This is a genomic window from Clostridium sp. SM-530-WT-3G, assembly GCF_012843905.1.
Taxonomy (GTDB): domain Bacteria; phylum Bacillota; class Clostridia; order Clostridiales; family Clostridiaceae; genus Clostridium.
This window is the reverse complement of sequence record NZ_JABAGC010000032.1, coordinates 20,975-39,428: the sequence shown is the minus strand read 5'-3', so window position 1 is coordinate 39,428 and position 18,454 is coordinate 20,975. Positions and strand designations below refer to the sequence as shown.

The 18,454-nt window shown below is 28.5% G+C and carries 17 protein-coding genes; all 17 read right to left on the bottom strand.

Annotated elements, in window-relative coordinates:
* Positions 1-278: 278 nt before the first annotated feature.
* A complete protein-coding gene (locus tag HF850_RS11460; RefSeq protein WP_169105577.1) occupies positions 279-1,967 on the bottom strand; it encodes an ATP-binding protein in 1,689 nt (562 codons plus the stop codon).
* Positions 1,968-1,972: 5 nt separating this feature from the next.
* A complete protein-coding gene (locus tag HF850_RS11455; RefSeq protein ID WP_169105576.1) occupies positions 1,973-2,677 on the bottom strand; it encodes a response regulator transcription factor in 705 nt (234 codons plus the stop codon).
* A gap of 12 nt (positions 2,678-2,689) precedes the next feature.
* Positions 2,690-3,433, bottom strand: coding sequence for a peptidoglycan editing factor PgeF (pgeF, locus tag HF850_RS11450; protein ID WP_169105575.1), 744 nt, complete (start codon positions 3,431-3,433; stop codon positions 2,690-2,692).
* Positions 3,434-3,618: 185 nt separating this feature from the next.
* The gene (nrdR, locus tag HF850_RS11445) at positions 3,619-4,068 is read right to left on the bottom strand and encodes a transcriptional regulator NrdR (RefSeq protein ID WP_169105574.1); all 450 of its coding nucleotides are present in this window, start codon (positions 4,066-4,068) and stop codon (positions 3,619-3,621) included.
* 66 nt (positions 4,069-4,134) lie between these two features.
* Positions 4,135-4,401, bottom strand: coding sequence for a YlmC/YmxH family sporulation protein (locus tag HF850_RS11440; protein ID WP_169105573.1), 267 nt, complete (start codon positions 4,399-4,401; stop codon positions 4,135-4,137).
* A 103-nt stretch (positions 4,402-4,504) separates the two neighbouring features.
* Complete coding sequence (gene sigG / locus HF850_RS11435) at positions 4,505-5,278, bottom strand: RNA polymerase sporulation sigma factor SigG (protein ID WP_169105572.1); 774 nt, start codon at positions 5,276-5,278, stop codon at positions 4,505-4,507.
* A gap of 83 nt (positions 5,279-5,361) precedes the next feature.
* Complete coding sequence (gene sigE, locus HF850_RS11430; RefSeq protein WP_169105571.1) at positions 5,362-6,069, bottom strand: RNA polymerase sporulation sigma factor SigE; 708 nt, start codon at positions 6,067-6,069, stop codon at positions 5,362-5,364.
* A gap of 12 nt (positions 6,070-6,081) precedes the next feature.
* Complete coding sequence (gene spoIIGA, locus HF850_RS11425; RefSeq protein ID WP_169105570.1) at positions 6,082-6,885, bottom strand: sigma-E processing peptidase SpoIIGA; 804 nt, start codon at positions 6,883-6,885, stop codon at positions 6,082-6,084.
* Positions 6,886-7,138: 253 nt separating this feature from the next.
* Positions 7,139-8,269: a cell division protein FtsZ gene (gene ftsZ, locus HF850_RS11420; RefSeq protein ID WP_169105569.1), complete on the bottom strand. Its 1,131-nt coding sequence runs from the start codon at positions 8,267-8,269 to the stop codon at positions 7,139-7,141.
* Between the two features lie 14 nt (positions 8,270-8,283).
* The gene (locus HF850_RS11415; RefSeq protein WP_169105568.1) at positions 8,284-9,549 is read right to left on the bottom strand and encodes a cell division FtsA domain-containing protein; all 1,266 of its coding nucleotides are present in this window, start codon (positions 9,547-9,549) and stop codon (positions 8,284-8,286) included.
* A gap of 137 nt (positions 9,550-9,686) precedes the next feature.
* Positions 9,687-10,715, bottom strand: a complete 1,029-nt coding sequence (locus HF850_RS11410; RefSeq protein ID WP_169105567.1) for a PilT/PilU family type 4a pilus ATPase — start codon at positions 10,713-10,715, stop codon at positions 9,687-9,689.
* Positions 10,716-11,129: 414 nt separating this feature from the next.
* Positions 11,130-11,828 (bottom strand): RNA polymerase sporulation sigma factor SigK, encoded by a 699-nt coding sequence (sigK, locus tag HF850_RS11405; RefSeq protein WP_169105566.1) that lies wholly within the window; start codon positions 11,826-11,828, stop codon positions 11,130-11,132.
* Positions 11,829-11,901: 73 nt separating this feature from the next.
* A complete protein-coding gene (locus HF850_RS11400; protein ID WP_169105565.1) occupies positions 11,902-13,482 on the bottom strand; it encodes a penicillin-binding transpeptidase domain-containing protein in 1,581 nt (526 codons plus the stop codon).
* A 91-nt stretch (positions 13,483-13,573) separates the two neighbouring features.
* Entirely contained in the window at positions 13,574-14,812 is a 1,239-nt protein-coding gene (locus HF850_RS11395; protein WP_169105580.1) for a U32 family peptidase, read from the bottom strand.
* Between the two features lie 17 nt (positions 14,813-14,829).
* Positions 14,830-15,477: an O-methyltransferase gene (locus tag HF850_RS11390; RefSeq protein ID WP_169105564.1), complete on the bottom strand. Its 648-nt coding sequence runs from the start codon at positions 15,475-15,477 to the stop codon at positions 14,830-14,832.
* Between the two features lie 19 nt (positions 15,478-15,496).
* Positions 15,497-16,471, bottom strand: coding sequence for an endolytic transglycosylase MltG (mltG, locus tag HF850_RS11385; protein WP_169105579.1), 975 nt, complete (start codon positions 16,469-16,471; stop codon positions 15,497-15,499).
* A gap of 152 nt (positions 16,472-16,623) precedes the next feature.
* Complete coding sequence (gene typA / locus HF850_RS11380) at positions 16,624-18,450, bottom strand: translational GTPase TypA (protein WP_169105563.1); 1,827 nt, start codon at positions 18,448-18,450, stop codon at positions 16,624-16,626.
* Positions 18,451-18,454 lie beyond the last annotated feature (4 nt).

The following is an 18,454-nucleotide window of genomic DNA, read 5'->3' as shown; positions in this document are numbered from 1 at the left end:
TGCCTCAGGCTTCCTTCAGATTCCACCTCACGATGGACACCCTTGCCGTTGGCTATGCGGTTGGCACTATCAGCCCCGTAACGGACTTTCACCGATTAGCACGTGCCCATGCTGGGCACACCAAAAAAGAAGCAGTTTTATAACTCTGCTTCTTAAGTAATAAAATATATCATTAAAATTTATTTGCTGTATAAGCAATCACACTAATTATGAATTTACTGTAAATAAAGTTCTCCTTACCAAATATACAATTCAGAATATTAATTTTATATTTATCCTTATAAACAAGGTATTTTAACTTCAAAAGTGCTTCCTTTTCCCAATTCACTTTTTACATTAATTTCACCATTAAATGTTTTTACTATATGCTTTACTATTGCAAGACCTAATCCTGTACCGCCTTTTTTTCTAGACTTATCTACTCTGTAAAATCTCTCAAAAATTCTAGATACATCTTCCTTAGGAATACCTATTCCATTATCAATAATATTCATATGATAATATCCATTTTCACTATAACTTAGTATAACAATTTTTCCCCCATATTCCTTAGAATACTTCATAGCATTTTCAATTAAATTTAGGCATAGCTGATAAAACTTATCTCTATCTCCCAGTATAAGCTCACAGTTTTCATCATTAAATTCAATTTCAAAGATTTTTTCTGTATTAGTTTTCTTAGTAATATCAAGAACCTCTTTAATAACTTTCCCTGGTAAAAATTCTTCAACATCACAAACAAAATTACTTTCTATCTTAGATAGAACAAGTATATCATCTATAAGTCTCGTCAACCTATCCGCTTCTTTATTTATTATGTCCAAAAACTTTTCTCGAGTTTCATAATCATCTACTATTTTTAACGTTTCTGCAAATCCTTTTATTGATGTAAGAGGTGTTTTAAGTTCATGAGATACATTTGCCACAAACTGCGTCCTCATTAACTCAACTCTTTTCATATCAGTTATATCTTGAAAGCTAATAACTTTTCCAAATTTATTTATTCCACCAATTATATCAGATTTTTTAACTCTTAAATTCCTTTCTATTGGGTGAAGTATTATAATTTCCTTATCATTTTCTCCATCATTATTAATGAATTCATTTATATCGTGATCATTTATATAATCTGTAATATATTCCCCTATTATACTTTTCTTTATTCCTAAAATAAGCTCTGCACAAGGATTTATAGAAATAACTCTATTATCATTATCAACAGCAATTACTCCACTATCCATACTTTTTAATATTGACTCTAGCTTAAATTGTTTTTCTATAACTTCCTGTATTTTAATCTGAAGCTGATCAGCCATATTATTAAAACTTTTTCCAAGTACCCCAAGTTCATCATCACTTTGTATATTAACTCTTATTTTGTAATCTCCATTAGCCATTTTAAAAGTAACCCTTTCTAATTCCTTTACTGGCTCAATAAATTTTTTTATCAATCTTAAAGATAAACACAAAGAAAATGTTATAACAACAATTATAAGTAATACATAATATTTCATTTTCTCATTAGTAAGTATTTCAATTGAACTTATTGGTACTGAACTTCTTATAATCATGTTATTATTAATTTTTGTTGCATAATACATATAGTTTACTCTCATAGTATCACTATATCTTGAAGTATAACTTTCTCCATTTTCTATTGCTCCCTTAACTTCCAATCTATCTCTATGATTTTCAGCAGTGTTTCCTTCATTATCATACAACACATTTCCATCCATATCTATTAACGTAAATCTTACTTTTGAATCATTTATGCGTATTTCATTCATTATTGCAATTTCCCTACTGTCAAAGTCACCATATTGAAATATAAGATTATTTACATTTTTTAACGAATCCTTAGTACTTTTTATAAGCTGATAATTGCTTAATAATATATATGATACTGTTAATAATAGAACTACAAATGTAACTATGACCATTACTAAATTAATAATTCTTCGCTTCATAATTTTTATTCTTCTGGGTTAAATCTATACCCAACACCCCTTATAGTCTCTATAAATTTAGGCTTCTTATCATCTTCTTCAATTTTCTTTCTTAGATATCGTATATGAACATCAACAGTTCTAGTTTCACCTATATACTCATATCCCCATATTTTATCTAGGAGTATTTCTCTTTTTAAAATTTTGCCTTTATTTTTTATAAGTATTTGTAGAAGTTCAAATTCTTTTAATGTCAAATCAACCTTTTTACCACATGCTATTACTTCATGTCTTTCAAAATCTACTTTTAACTTTTTAGACTCATAATTTTTTTCTTCTAAGTCATTATTAGATGTATTAAATCTTCTAAGTACTGCCTTTACTCTTGCCAAAAGTTCTCTAACAGAAAATGGCTTAGTGATATAGTCATCAGCACCTAGTTCAAGACCCAATATTTTATCTAATTCTTCCCCTTTAGCTGTAAGCATTATTATAGCCGTATTTTTCATTTCTTTTTCTCTTTTGATTTCTTTGCATACATCAAATCCATCTAACCCTGGAAGCATTAAATCAAGCAAAATAAGATTTGGTTTTTCTGATTTTGCAATCTTAACAGCCTCTATACCATCATTAGCTGTAAGTATATAATATCCAGCATTATTTAAATTGAATTTTAAAAGCTCTACTATATGTTCTTCATCATCTACTATTAAAATCTTATCTTTAGGCATAAATCTTTCCTCCTAATTTAATATTACAAAAGAAAACATCCTTCCATATGACCCATTTGATTTTCTATATGAATGTAACTTAACTGTATCAGAACAATAAGTACATAAATCTAAAACATTAATATTATCATCATTTACTCCAGCCTTTTTTAAATCATCAAATATGCAGCATTCCAAATTCAAATTTCTTCCTGAGAATAATGTTGATTCAGGTATATCTGTTTTTTCATCAATAAACTTTTGTTTTAATTCTTCCGATACCTCATAACAGCACTTTCTTATGTGAGGTCCAATATAAGCTTTTATGTGTGATGGATTACAATCAAATTCTTTTTCCATTCTTTTTATTGTCTTATAAGTTATAGAGGCAAAAGTCCCCTTCCATCCACTATGTATTGCTGAACTTACTCCTTTAACTTCATCAACAAGTATAACTGGAACACAATCTGCAGTAAACACGCCTATAATTACATTTTTTTCATTTGTAATTATTGCATCACCTTCATTATCTTTAATACTTTCAGAATCCTTTCTATCATATCTAAATATTTTATCACTATGAATTTGCTTTAAATATATTATTTCATCCGAATTAAATTCACATACTAAAGAATTTAGTTCTGCAACCCCATCTTCTGTATTTCTATTAAAACTTCTGCCAAGTTCAGCATTAGTAAAAATCACTTTATAATTATCTTCCTGTATTTTCAAAAAATCTTTTTCCTTTTTTATATTATTTAATGCTATTTTATTCACAAATTTTCCTCCTAATAAAAATTGCCGTATAGGGTCTTCAAATTAATTTTAACACTATTTGTGTTATAAATCTTTTTCTTAACCTAATTTTAACTTAAGTATAACATTATAATATTAATATTATGAACATAAAAAAAGATATTGAAACTTTAATTGATTTCAATATCTATATACTATTTTATATCTTATGACATAAGATTTTTTATTTCTTCTAAGAACGTATTAATATCTTTAAATTGTCTATATACCGAAGCAAATCTTACATAAGATATTTCGTCTACTTCTTTCAATCTATCCATAACCATCTCTCCAATATCTTTAGATGGTATTTCAGTTAACATACTGTTAGATATTTTCTTTTCAATATCATATGCCATATCTTCTATCTGTTTTCTTGAAACCGGTCTTTTTTGGCATGCTATTATTAATCCATTTATAATTTTTTCTTTATTAAAATTTTCTCTTGTCAAATCCTTTTTAATTACTAAAATAGGAAAATCCTCGATTTTTTCATAAGTAGTATATCTTTTATTACACTTTAAACATTCTCTTCTTCTTCTAATAGTAGAGTTATCTTCTGTAGAACGTGAATCAACTACTTTACTTTCCTCAAAACCACAAAATGGACATTTCATCTCAAATCACCTCGTTGCTTTCGTATATCACTTTAAATCTATTATACATAGAATTTATCTATATTTCTATATATTATTACTTGAATTTTCTTCAGTCTTTTTTCTTACCAATATTACATCTGATCCTATTTTAATTATATCTTTCCATGATATTTCAACTTCTTCTTCTTTTCCAAACCAGGATTTAATTTCTCCTGGCAATATTAAAGATATTATCTTATTAGTTTCACAGTCTATTTTAAAATCTTTAATAAAACCAATTTTACTCCCAGTCTCAATATCTATTACTTCCATATTCCTCATTGCATTAATAGAATGTAATTCAAGTTCCATTAATCTTCCCCCCATAATATAAATAATATATTCATATTATTTATATGAAATATATATTTTAATAATTCTTTTAACATAAAAAACTGGTATTATATAATACCAGTCAAACATGTTTTCTCATATGCTTCAATGCTGTTTTCTCAAGTCTGGATACTTGTGCTTGCGAAATTCCAATTTCATCTGCTACTTCCATTTGAGTTCTACCATTAAAAAATCTTAAATTTAAAATAAGCTTTTCCCTATCATTCAACTTCTTCATTGCTTCTCTAATAGATATATTTTCAATCCAATTTTCATCAGTATCTTTTGAATCACTTATCTGATCCATTACATATATGGCATCTCCTCCATCATGGTATATTGGCTCATATAAAGAAACTGGATCTTGTATTGCATCTAGTGCAAACACCACATCCTCCCTTGGAAGTTCAAGTTCTTTTGCAATCTGAGAAATTGTAGGTTCTTTATTATTATCTTTAATAAATTTTTCTCTCATTATTAATGCTTTATAAGCTATATCTCTAAGAGATCGACTTACTCTTATAGAATTGTTATCTCTTAAATATCTTCTTATCTCACCTATTATCATAGGTACAGCATAAGTAGAAAATTTTACATTCTGAGATAAATCAAAATTATCTATAGATTTCATCAACCCTATACAACCAACTTGAAATAAATCATCAATATTTTCTCCTCTATTGTTAAATCGCTGAATAACACTTAATACAAGTCTTAAATTTCCTTTAATAAATGTATCACGTGCACTTTTATCTCCAGCTTTCATCTGTAGAAGAAGTTGCTTTTTTTCTTTTTCCTTTAATATAGGAAGTTTAGAAGTATTAACGCCACATATTTCTACTTTGTTAATTATCACAAGTATCAACCCCTTCGGAAGTAATAAATCCATTGCATTAAACATTATTTCCGATAGATGATACTTTTATACTAATAGACAACCTAAATCATTCTATTAATTTCTTTTTTTAATCTTCTAATTATTTTCTTCTCTAATCTAGAAATATAAGACTGAGAAATCCCAAGCATATCAGCCACTTCTTTCTGAGTCTTTTCCATAGTTCCATTTAAACCAAATCGCAACCTTACTATTTCTTTTTCTCTATCATTTAAACTTTTTAAAGCCATAAGTAGAAGCTGTTTATCTACTTCATCTTCTATAAAATTGTACACAGTATCATTGTCAGTCCCTAGTATATCTGATAATAATAATTCATTTCCATCCCAATCAATATTAAGTGGTTCATAAAATGATATTTCTGCTTTAACTTTGCTATTTCTTCTTAAATACATTAATATTTCATTTTCTATACATCTAGATGCATAAGTAGCAAGTTTTATATTTTTTTCAGGATTAAATGTATTTACTGCTTTAATTAATCCAATAGTTCCTACTGATATTAAATCCTCAACATATATACCTGTATTTTCAAATTTTCTAGCTATATATACAACAAGTCTTAAATTTCTCTCTATTAATGTACTTCTAATTGATTCATCTCCACTATTAAGCTTATTTACAAGTTCTTCTTCCTCATCTTTAGATAACGGTGGTGGTAATGCGTCATTCCCTCCAACATAATGTAAATTTCTCCTTAAAAATCCCAATTTACATAGAAGTCTATTTATAAGCAAAAATATTCTTTCCATAATATCCCCCCTCTATACTATCCCTCTTGACAATAAAGCATTAAATTCGTTTTCTTTACTTAATTTCTCATTGCACGGACACACTATGGCATCTATTCTTTTTTTCGATATACCTCTGCCGTTAATGAGTATATTATTCACTCTTATTCCTCTCAAATTCCCTTGTGAACCGATAGCATTATACGGAATATAATATGCACACTTTTCTTTAATATCCAAATTTTTTATGCATTCTTTTTCAATTAAAATACATGGCAAGTTAGTTACTGGCTCTCTAAGTTCATTCCCTGTATCAAGAAAACTTTTACATTCATATTTTATATCATCAATTTTAAAAGTTATTTTGTATAAATAATTATTAACAAAATTCCTTTCTTTAACATAGTCTATAACTCTTGAACCTATAATATATATTATCATTAGAGAAATTATAATATATTTAATTGAATAATGTTCAATATTAAAACTACTGCCTAATATATAATAATTTTGTTTTATAGAAAACAAAAAACATATTCCACTCAGCATAAATGTAAGTAATAAAAATAAAATTAATAATTTTATATGGCTTAAAAACTTCATTTTTCCTGAAGTTATTCTAATCATTAAATACGCCACAAATATCTCAACCACAAAAGATCTTAATGTCCTAAGCTCTGGTATGAATAACACCATTGTATATAATCCTCCGACAAATGCAGAAGCCAATATAGGAATAGCTTTATATTTATGCCTTGCACACTTCATTGTTATTATTAATAAGAATAAATTTACAATAGTATTTTCTAACACAATCATATCAGCATAAACAATCAATTCTCAGCCCTCCCATCTGTCTAGACAATATTATATCCTTAATCGTTTTAAAATTTTGTCATAATCACATAGAATAAAATTATTTTTTCATTTAATCTTTTTTCATATATTTACATTTTATCTTTTTCTGTACAATTTAAATTTCATAACTTGCTAAATATTTAAAGCTAAAAGAATTATTTTTATACAAATTTGATAAAAAATAGTACAAAAAAAGATGCAGTATCAATTACTACATCTTTAATAGTATTTCTTAACGTTTATTCTGTCTTCTTAAGAAAACAGGTATATCTAAATCATCAGATTCATATGGATCTTTTGCAACTGTTGGTTCAGAAGTTGTTGTAGTTGTTACAACTTCTTCCACTACAGCTTCTCTTTGAATTGCTTTAGGTGCTGATTGAGTTGGTGCTACATCTGACTTTCCACCTTCATCTTCAAATCCCGTTGCTATTACTGTAATTCTTACTTCTTCTGTAAGTGTTTCATCTATTACAGCTCCCACTATTATATTAGCATCTGGATCAACTGATTCTCTTACAACATCTGCTGCATCATATACTTCAAGGGCTCCTAAATCTGCACCACCAGTAAAGTTAATAATAACATCAGTTGCACCTGCAATTGAAGTCTCTAATAATGGAGAAGAAATTGCTTGTTTAACAGCATCTTGTGCTCTATTATCTCCTTTACCAAATCCTACTCCCATGTGCGCTAATCCTTTATCAAGCATAACTGCTTTAATATCTGCGAAGTCAGCATTAATTACACCTGTTATTGTTATAAGGTCTGAAATCGCTTGTACACCCTGTCTTAAGACATCATCCGCTAATTTAAATGAATCTAATAAAGTAGTCTTCTTATCAGCCATTGATAATAATCTCTCATTAGGAATGATAACAAGAGTATCAACTTTTTCTTTAAGATTTTCTATACCCATTTCAGCGTGTCTCATTCTTCTTTTCCCTTCAAAAGGGAATGGTTTTGTTACTACACCTACTGTAAGAATATCCATAGATTTAGCTATTTCTGCAACTACTGGAGCTGCACCTGTACCAGTTCCGCCGCCCATACCAGCTGTAATAAATACCATATTGGCACCTTTAATAGCAGCAGTAATTTCTTCTCTACTTTCTTCAGCCGCTTTCTTACCAATTTCAGGATTCGCTCCTGCTCCTAATCCTTTAGTTAACTTTTCTCCGATTTGGATTTTTTGATTTGCTTGAGAAAGTAATAATGCTTGCTTATCTGTATTTATAACAATAAACTCAACATTCTTTAATCCTTCAACTATCATTCTATTAACAGCGTTACTTCCACCGCCGCCACAACCAATTACTTTTATGTTGGTTAATTCTTGCATATCTGCTTCAAAATCTAACAAAACAATTCCTCCCTTTAGAAAATCTTATTAAAGAAACCTTTTAATTTTTTTAATATGTGATTTTCGCCTTCATTATAATGTAAATTTTCTGTTTTATTCACTTGGTGTTCTTCAATATTATCCTTAACTGAAATTATATTACTATCACCTAATAAATTTAATCTATCATACACTTCTTTAGCAAGTGCCATAGAAGTTATATTTTCTGAATTTTTAATTCCTAAATCTTCTTTTGTCATAACTTTCGTTTTCGCATCGAAAATTTTACCAACAATTTTGTTTATTTCCTCAAAATAGCTTACTCCATCCCCATATAAAATTATACTACAAATTCTATCAAGATGACCAGTCTTTTTTAACTCAATATTTATATGATTTAATATTTCTTCTATCCTAGCTTCAGTAACTTCATAAAGTAATTCTTTCGATACCTTTACAGTTCCAACTTCAATTTCATCTGAAACTGATTCGTCTTTATATAATGATTTATAATTTCCTGCATATATTTTTTTCATATCATCTGCTTCTTCAAATGAAATTCCAGCACATATAGAAATATCTTTAGAAATATTATTTCCTCCTACAGGTATGCTACTTATAAAGTTTACAACACCATCTTCATCAAAAACAGCTATATCAACTTTACCAGCACCTATATCAACTATTGCAGAATCTCCTGGTATATCACTACCATCATTCAAGAAAATATGTTTTCCACATAAAATATTAGATTTTATACCAACTAATGTATATTGGGTATTTTCAAACACCTCATAATACTTTTCTATTTCACTTTTAAGTCCAATAACTGATGTAACATTTATTTGCAATTTATCACATTCACAATTTTCAACATCATCAAATATAATTTGACCATCCACCACGTAAAAATTAATTAATTCATCTACAACACATTCCTCTGAATTAATAATAATATCATTCTTATTATTATTTAAAGCAATCCTAATTTCTTCTTTTGTAATTTTACTCTCTTTAATCTCTACATCAATTGTTTTTTCGATTATTCTTAGCTTTCTTGCCGAAATTCCAATATTTACTTTATCAATACGTTTTTCTATTTTACTTTCTAAATCACTCAATAGATTTTTTATGGCTTCTCTACACCTATCTATATCATTAATTAATCCCTTTTCAATTCCACTGCTCTTACACGACACAGTATTTAATATCTGCATCTCTCCTTCATTATCTTTAATAGCAGCTGATGCTGAAAGCTTATAGCTTCCAAAATCTATAGCTGTAATTATCTCTTGTTGCATGATTGCTCTTTCCCTTCTCTGCAAAAAAAATCTATTATCATAATAAATTATTATTCAACATTTTTTTAAATCCTCTTTTATATATTAATCTTTTACCTTATTTTATATACAAAAAATTTATACAGATTATTTATCATTTAATTATTCATAATAAGCTTTTCATATTCTTCTCTAGAAATAGTTCCATTATTAACCAATTTTCTCAAATCCATCTCAATAGTTTGCATACCATGTTTTGCTCCCATCTGAATGAAACTATTTATCTGTTCATAATTTCCTTCTCTTATCAAATTTTTTATTCCAGGTGTACACACCATTATCTCCATAGCTGCAGTTCTTCCTTCACCAGACGCTTTAGGAATAAGAATTTGTGAAACAACACCTCTCAAAAGTGATGATAATTGAATTTTAATTTCATTCTGATGTCCCGCTTCAAAAGAATTTATAATTCTGTAAATACTATTTGCAGCTCCCATATTATGCAAAGTAGAAAATACAAGATGCCCTGTCTGCGCTGCTCTTAATGCAATTTCTATAGTTTCAGCATCTCTCATTTCCCCAACAAGTATGACATCTGGATCTTGTCTTAGGGCTGCTCTCAGACCCATTGCATAGCTTTTTGTGTCTTGTCCGACTTCCCTTTGATTTATCATTGATTTCTTATTTTTATATACATATTCTATTGGATCTTCTAATGTAATAATATGCTTTTCTTTAAATATATTAATTTCATTTATCATTGCTGCCAGAGTTGTGCTTTTTCCTGAACCAGTAGGTCCTGTAACAAGTACTAAACCATCCTTTAATTCTGTAAAGTATCTTAATGCTGAAGCATCAGATAAATCTTTGAGTTTTGGTATGGCTTCTTTTATAACTCTCATACATATTGCATAACTACCCTTACATTTAAAAGCATTTACTCTGAAATTACATAATCCTGGTTTATTATATTTAAAATCTATTTCTCCATTTTCTAAAAATTCTTCGTATCTGTCAGGAGCTAGATCTTTTATATATTCTTCAACAACACTATGTGAAATAATTTCTTCGCAAACATCAACAAGATTCCCATCAATTCTAACCATAGGTTTAGCCCCAGATGTGATATGAATATCAGATACTTTATCTATATCTATATCCATTAACAGTCCATCTATTTTCGCCATGTTTTTCACTCCTTACACTATTGCATGTTCTGTTAAGTTATATGAATATTATTGTTGATTCTAGAAAATCAAACAGTTTGACTAAAGTTAAACTGTTATTTTTATTAATAGCGAGTACTATTATATATGTTCATTATAGAGTTAGAAAATCATATATATTATTATTTGGCTTTACAAATTATATAGCAAAATTCCTAATATCAACAAAAAAGTCTAAAAGTTTGATAAGACTAAATTTAATAATTTATAAATCACATACTTATAACACCAACACGCAGTGACACAAGTAATAATATCACAAAATTCTCCAATAAAGTTTTTTCTTATTTTTTACAAAAACAAGAGCACTATATTTAACATAGCACCCTTATTATAAGTATGTCAATATATATATTAAATTTAATTATAATCATTCTAATTTTTTACAAATAACTCTTTTTTTAGTTTTTTTAATGCTTTCTTTTCTATCCTCGATACATACGATCTAGAAATACCCAAATTCATAGCTATTTCCCTTTGTGTTTTACACTTGCCATCAATAAGCCCGTATCTCATTATCAGTATAGAACTTTCTCTTCCTGTTAGAGATTCACCTAATTTTTTATATAAAGCTCTTATTTGAAGATTACTCTCAACTTTATCTAATACACAATCTTTATCATTACTTAGTATATCCATCAGGCAAAATTCATTTCCTTCTTTATCAACACCTATAGGATCCTCAAGATAAACTTCACTCTTTTGCTTTTTATTATTTCTAAACAACATTAATATCTCATTTTCAATACATCTTGAAGCATAAGTAGCCAATCTAGTACCTTTGTCAGAATCAAAGGAGTCAATAGCTTTAATCAATCCAACAGTACCAATAGAAATTAATTCATCTACATCTTTGTTAGGAAATGAGTATTTTTTTACTATATGAGCCACTAATCTTAAATTCCTCTCAATCAATATACTCTTTGCATTTTTATCTCCTTCTTTGAGTAGCTTTAAATATTTTTCTTCTTCCTCCTCATCTAATGGTAATGGAAATGTATTGCTATTGGTTATATATCCTGTTAAAAAAAAGGAATTGCATATGAAATCTATCAAGCTATTAATAATTAACACCTTTTTCCTCCACGATAGTGCTTCATAATATAATATGTATGCATGGCAAAAAAGTTTCTTAATAGTTCATTTATTATTCAGTTATATTTTTTACTATTTCCTCAAAGATTGGAGCTGCTGTATTTCCTCCTCCTGCTTCTTCATTATTCCAACTAATACCTTCCAAATCCGGAGTAAATACAATCATAGTGTAATTTATATCTTTGTAGGTGAAATATCCTGCAAACCATCCATGAGTTTTTTTATCACTTCCTGTTGCAGATCCTGTTTTACCTCCTATATTTATTCCTTTTACTGCTGCTTTAGTACCAGTACCCTTTAAAACTACATTTTTCATTGCATTTTTAACTATCCTAGAAGTTGTTTCGCTATAAACCCTATACTTTTCTGTATCTATTCTTTTTATAATATTATTATCTTTATCCAAAACAGCTTCTACAATAAATGGTCTAACATAAACACCATTATTTACAATTGTATTTACTGCGCCAGCCATCTGTAATGGCGTAACATTCATACATTGACCTATTGATATATTATTAAGTCCTGCTTCTTGGTCTGGCTTTAATCCTGAAGCTTCATTTTTATCTAAATCTTTAAATTGTAATACTCTATTATAAAGTCCTAATTTTTCAGAATAGTACATAAGTTTATCATATCCAACTTTAGCTCCCACCTGGCCAAATACATCATTACAAGATATCTCAAATGCACTTTCTACAGATATACTTCCATGAGGCACCTTGCATATATTTCCTTTACAATTATATTTTTCATTTACACTTATGAGCCCATCTTCTAATGCACTGCTTAAAGTTATTATTTTAAAAATAGATCCTGGCTCATACCCAATCTGCTGCATTGCTAAATTTATATTTGCCTGGGATTCATCTTTTTGAGTTAATACTCTTATCTTACCAGAATTACTTTCTAATATAATTATTCCTATATTCTTAAGATTATCATATTTATCTGAATTTAAAATTTCATTTATATTTTCAGTAAGATTATAATCTATTGTAAGTTGTATATTTTTATTTTCTCCATTATCAGTATAGTTTGCCCTAGAATATATTGCTTTGTTATCTAAATAAAATTCTTCTTTAGGTGTTTCGTTATCTTTTAAATATTGATACAAATTTTCTTCTAGAGAATTATTCTCATGTTCTGAGTCTAATATTTTAGAAAATAAACTTCCAATATTCCATGCATATTTAATATCTGACTCTTTATATTCGTATACATATATACCTTTTATATTTTTTAATTTATTTATTTTATTATAAGTATCTTCTGATATTCTATAGTATAACTTCCCACTCTCCTTCATAATATCTGAATAATTAAAGTCTGGATTTTCTCCCTTCATAATAAAATTTAGAGTCATAAGATCTTGAAGTGTTTCTTCATAATTATTTAAACTAAATGGCTTTGCATCTATTACTAAAACATATTTCTTTTTATATTTAATTATATTCTTGAAATTAGTATCTAATATGTTGTATTTCATATCACATATATTTTCTAACTGATGATTCTGATAAGAACTTTGAACATTTTCTGATGGATATATTTGAAGGAATGCAATTCTTACAGATAAAACAACTATTATAGTGATAAAAACACATAAAATATGTAGTAATCGCTTTTCCATATAAAATCTTTGTAAAAAAATAAAAAACACCTCTTTTCAGCTAAATTCTTGCCTTAAAAGAGGTATTTTATACAGATTATATTATAATTTATTATTGAAGAGAGTATGTTTTATTACCTTTAACAAGCATATCATTCTTCTTTAATGGAGTATCCACTTTAACCTTAAATATCATATGTGCTCTATTAGCAACATCTGTCTTAACATTTTTATCAACATCATACATATCAGTAAGTTTAACTTTAAAGTATGGCACATCAGGTCTTAATACTTCAACTTCATCATTTTCAAATACTCTGTTCTTTTGAAGTATAGTAGCTTCTTTTGTTTTTTCATCGTATTCCTTAACCATACCTACAATTTCATAATCTCTTATATAAGATTGGTCCTCATAGTTTTGCTCTCCATTTCTTCCCAAGAAGAATCCTGTATGATATTGTCTATGACTTATTCTATTTAATATATCCATCCATTCTTCTTTAAACACATAGTTTTCTGGATCTTCAAAATATGAATCTAAAGCTTCTCTATAAGCTTTAACTGCAGATGCAACATAGAATTCACTCTTCATTCTTCCTTCAATTTTTAAGGAATCAATTCCACTTTGCACTAATTCAGGTATATATTGAATCATACATAAATCTTTAGAATTCATAATATATGTTCCATTATCATCTTCTACAACTGGATAATATTCACCTGGTCTTGTTTCTTCAACTAAATGATATTTATATCTGCATGCATTAGAGCATATTCCCTTGTTAGCATCCCTACCTAACATATAGTTTGAAATTAAGCATCTTCCTGAATATGCTATACACATTGATCCATGAACAAAACATTCAATTTCACAATCTTCTGGAATATTTTCAGTTATAGTATTTATTTCACGGAAAGTAAGTTCTCTAGCAAGCACTACTCTCTTTACTCCCAAGTCATGCCAAAACTTAGTTGCAACCCAGTTTACAGTATTTGCTTGGGTACTTAAATGTATTTCTAAATCTGGAGCTACTTCCTTAGTTATTGCGATTAAAGATGGGTCTGCAATTAATACAGCATCAACTCCAATATCATATAATCCTTTTATATATTCGCCTGCACCTTTTAAATCATAGTTTCTAGCAAAAACATTTAATGTTACATATACTTTTCTATTTCTATCATGACAGTATTTGATACCCTCAATCATTTCTTCATTTGAGAAGTTATTAGAAAACGCTCTTAAATTTAATTTATTACCACCAAGATATACTGCATCTGCACCAAAATCTATTGCAATTTTTAATTTTTCTAGATTACCCGCTGGTGCTAAAATTTCTGGTTTCTTTATTCTCTTTCTCATACTAATTAATTCCTCCTCTTAGTTACGGCAATTCCATCTCCCATAGGTATTACTGATGTAATTAAGTTTTCATCATGTGTAACCAAATCTAAATATGTTCTCATTCTTTTTACAATTGTAATTTTTCTTCTTTGAACTAATTCTTGAGATGCAACCATACCTCTAAACAAAACATTATCTGCAATGATTATTCCATCTTCTCTTAATAATCTTAAACAATGAGGTAAAAAGTGATTATAGTGTCCTTTCCCTGCATCCATAAAAATCAGATCAAATGGTTCAGTTAATTTTTCTAAAACCTCTAAGCAATCGCCTTCTTCTATTTTTATTTTTTCTGTCAGACCAAACTTTTCCAAATTAACTTTAGCAAATTCTATCATCTTTTCATCACGTTCAATAGTAACTATTTCTGGTTCAGTCCCTGCTGCTTCATACATTAAAATAGATGAGAAACCAACTGCTGTTCCTAATTCAAGTATTCTTTTAGGCTTCTTCATATTTGTCATAAATTCAAGAAATACACCTGTTTCCTTTTGAACTATAGGCACACCATTCTCGCGTGCAAAATCCTCTATCTGCTTTAAAGTTCCAGTTCTTTCTGGAATCAAACCTCTTATATAACTTTCCATATAATCATATGTAATTTTACTCATTGATATCCTCCATTTAAACCTAATATCCTAATTCTTTCTTCTTATTTAAGAAATCATCATAACTATCAGTAAAATAATGTGACCCATCTTTTTCTAAGATATAATAAATATAATTTGTTTTTGCTGGATTAAGTGCTGCCTCTATACTCTCAATTCCTGGATTGCATATTGGACCTTCTGGCAATCCCTTATATTTGTATGTATTATAAGGTGAATCTACCTCTAAATGTTTATTTAAGACCTTATCTACATGATAGCCTAGCGAATAAAGAACTGTCGCATCTAATTGAAGCTTCATACCCTTATTAAGTCTATTATTTATAACAGATGCAATAAGTGGCCTATCTTTATCCACCCTTGCTTCTTTCTCTATCATAGAAGCAATAGTTATTGTCTTATAAAGTTCACTCTTATTTAACTCAATTTTATTTTCTTCTTCCACCTGATGTATTACAGTATTAAATCTCTCTAACATCATAGCTATTATACTATCTGCACTTGTTCCCTTTTCAATTAAATATGTATCTGGATATAAAAATCCTTCTAGATTATATCTTGTTTTATCATTTTCTTCAATAAAATCCGGTAACTGATGATTTTTAACAGCCTGAATAAACTCTTCTTTAGTACAAAAACCACATTCTTCTATTCTTTTACCTATCTCTTCAACATTATAACCTTCTGGTATTGTTACTTTAACCAAATTAATGTTATCTGAAGTATTTTCTAATGAATCTATCAGTTCACTTAAGCTAGTTTCTGATGAAACCTCATATATACCTTCATTTAAATTTATTTTATTTTTATCAAATGCAAGCTTAATCTTTATCATAAGCTTATTTCTTAATTTCCCTTCTTTATCAAGCTTATTTAAAACATCATAAAAACCCTCACCCTGTTTAACTTCAATAGCTACAGTAGATTGATTGTTTTTTAAAGGTCTCATTATTACTGAATGATAATACATAAAAAATGATACTACTATTAAAAACATCAATAATACTATTATTCTTCTTTTCTTTCTAACAGGTCTAATCTTATTATTCACTAGAAATATCTCCTTATATAATTAAAGTAAATAGCCTAAAAAGGCTATTTACTTTAAATTATAATTATCTTATTAAATATTAAAAGCATTTTTTTAAATTACTTTTTATTTCTGCTTATCATTCTTCTTCTTTCAGCAGGATCTAACACTCTTTTTCTCATTCTTATGTTTTCTGGTGTAACTTCAACTAACTCATCAGCATTAATGAAATCTAGACATTGTTCTAGAGTCATTTCTAATGGTGGAGTTAACTTTAACGCATCATCAGCACCAGATGATCTTGTATTAGTAAGCTTTTTACCTTTACATACATTTATGTCTATATCTTCTGCTCTTGAGCATACACCAACTACCATACCTGTATAAACTGGAACACCAGCACCTATGAATAATTGACCTTTATCTTGTGCATTATATAATCCATAAGTAATTGATTCTCCAGATTCGAATGCAACTATTGATCCTCTATTTCTTGTTGGGATATCACCTTTGTATCTTTCATATCCATCAAATACATGGTTCATTATACCATTACCTTTTGTATCAGTCATGAATTCATTTCTAAATCCTATAAGACCTCTTGCAGGTATTCTGAATTCAAGTCTTGTATATCCATTAACAGCTGAAGTCATATTAACCATTTCAGCTTTTCTTGGTCCAAGTTTTTCCATTACAGGTCCCATAAATTCTTCTGGAACGTCTATAGTTAAGTATTCCATTGGTTCTACTTTATGACCATCTTCTTCTTTGAATATAACGTTAGCCTTAGATACTTGGAATTCGTATCCTTCTCTTCTCATTGTTTCAATTAATACTGAAAGATGAAGTTCTCCTCTTCCTGAAACTTCGAAACAATCAGGAGTAATTTCTCTAACTCTTAAACTTACATTTGTTTCAAGTTCTTTCATTAATCTATCTCTTAAGTGTCTAGATGTAACGAATTCTCCTTCTTTACCAGCAAATGGTGAATCATTAACCATGAAGTTCATGTTAAGTGTTGGTTCATCAATTTCTACGAATGGTAATGCTTCTGGAGCACTTGAGTCTGCAATAGTTTCACCTATATTTGCATCTAAAACTCCACTTACTGCAACGATATCTCCCATTCCAGCTTCATCAACTTCTACTCTCTTTAATCCATCATATTCAAATACTGCTGTAATTTTGTAGTTAGCAGTGCTTCCATCATTTCTAACTAAAGAAACTGTTTGGTTCTTTCTAACCTTACCTCTATGTATTTTACCTATTGCAATCTTACCTACAAATGCATTTGTATCTAATGTAGTTACAAGCATTTGGAATGGCTCATCTAAATATCCTTCTGGTGCAGAAACATGTTCTAATATTGTTTCAAATATTGGAGTCATATCTGCATTTGTATCTTCTACATTATATCTAGCAAAACCTTCTCTAGCTGAAGCGTAAACAATTGGGAAATCTAATTGTTCATCATTAGCTCCAAGTTCTACGAATAAATCAAATACTTCATCTATAACTTCTGCTGGTCTTGCATCTGGCTTATCTATTTTATTTATGATAACTATTGGCTTTAATCCTAATTCTAATGATTTCTTAAGAACGAATTTTGTTTGTGGCATTGGTCCTTCATATGAATCAACTACTAATAAAACTGAGTCAACCATTTTAAGTACACGTTCAACTTCTCCACCGAAGTCAGCATGCCCTGGAGTATCAACTATGTTAATTTTCACACCATTGTGCATTACTGCAGTATTTTTTGAAAGAATTGTAATTCCTCTTTCTTTTTCAAGATCATTAGAGTCCATAACTCTTTCTTGAACTTTTTCATTGCTTCTGAAAATATTACTTTGTCTTAATAATGCATCTACTAAAGTAGTCTTACCATGGTCAACGTGGGCTATGATAGCAATATTTCTAATATCATCTCTTTTATTTAATTCCATCTTT

Coding starts and splice junctions, on each gene's coding strand:
- HF850_RS11460 (WP_169105577.1), bottom strand. CDS start 1,967: ATGAAGCGAAGAATTATTAATTTAGTAATGGTCATAGTTACATTTGTA.
- HF850_RS11455 (WP_169105576.1), bottom strand. CDS start 2,677: ATGCCTAAAGATAAGATTTTAATAGTAGATGATGAAGAACATATAGTA.
- nrdR (WP_169105574.1), bottom strand. CDS start 4,068: ATGAAATGTCCATTTTGTGGTTTTGAGGAAAGTAAAGTAGTTGATTCA.
- HF850_RS11440 (WP_169105573.1), bottom strand. CDS start 4,401: ATGGAACTTGAATTACATTCTATTAATGCAATGAGGAATATGGAAGTA.
- sigE (WP_169105571.1), bottom strand. CDS start 6,069: ATGGAAAGAATATTTTTGCTTATAAATAGACTTCTATGTAAATTGGGA.
- HF850_RS11415 (WP_169105568.1), bottom strand. CDS start 9,549: ATGCAACAAGAGATAATTACAGCTATAGATTTTGGAAGCTATAAGCTT.
- HF850_RS11410 (WP_169105567.1), bottom strand. CDS start 10,715: ATGGCGAAAATAGATGGACTGTTAATGGATATAGATATAGATAAAGTA.
- HF850_RS11400 (WP_169105565.1), bottom strand. CDS start 13,482: ATGGAAAAGCGATTACTACATATTTTATGTGTTTTTATCACTATAATA.
- HF850_RS11390 (WP_169105564.1), bottom strand. CDS start 15,477: ATGAGTAAAATTACATATGATTATATGGAAAGTTATATAAGAGGTTTG.
- mltG (WP_169105579.1), bottom strand. CDS start 16,471: ATGTTTTTAATAGTAGTATCATTTTTTATGTATTATCATTCAGTAATA.
- typA (WP_169105563.1), bottom strand. CDS start 18,450: ATGGAATTAAATAAAAGAGATGATATTAGAAATATTGCTATCATAGCC.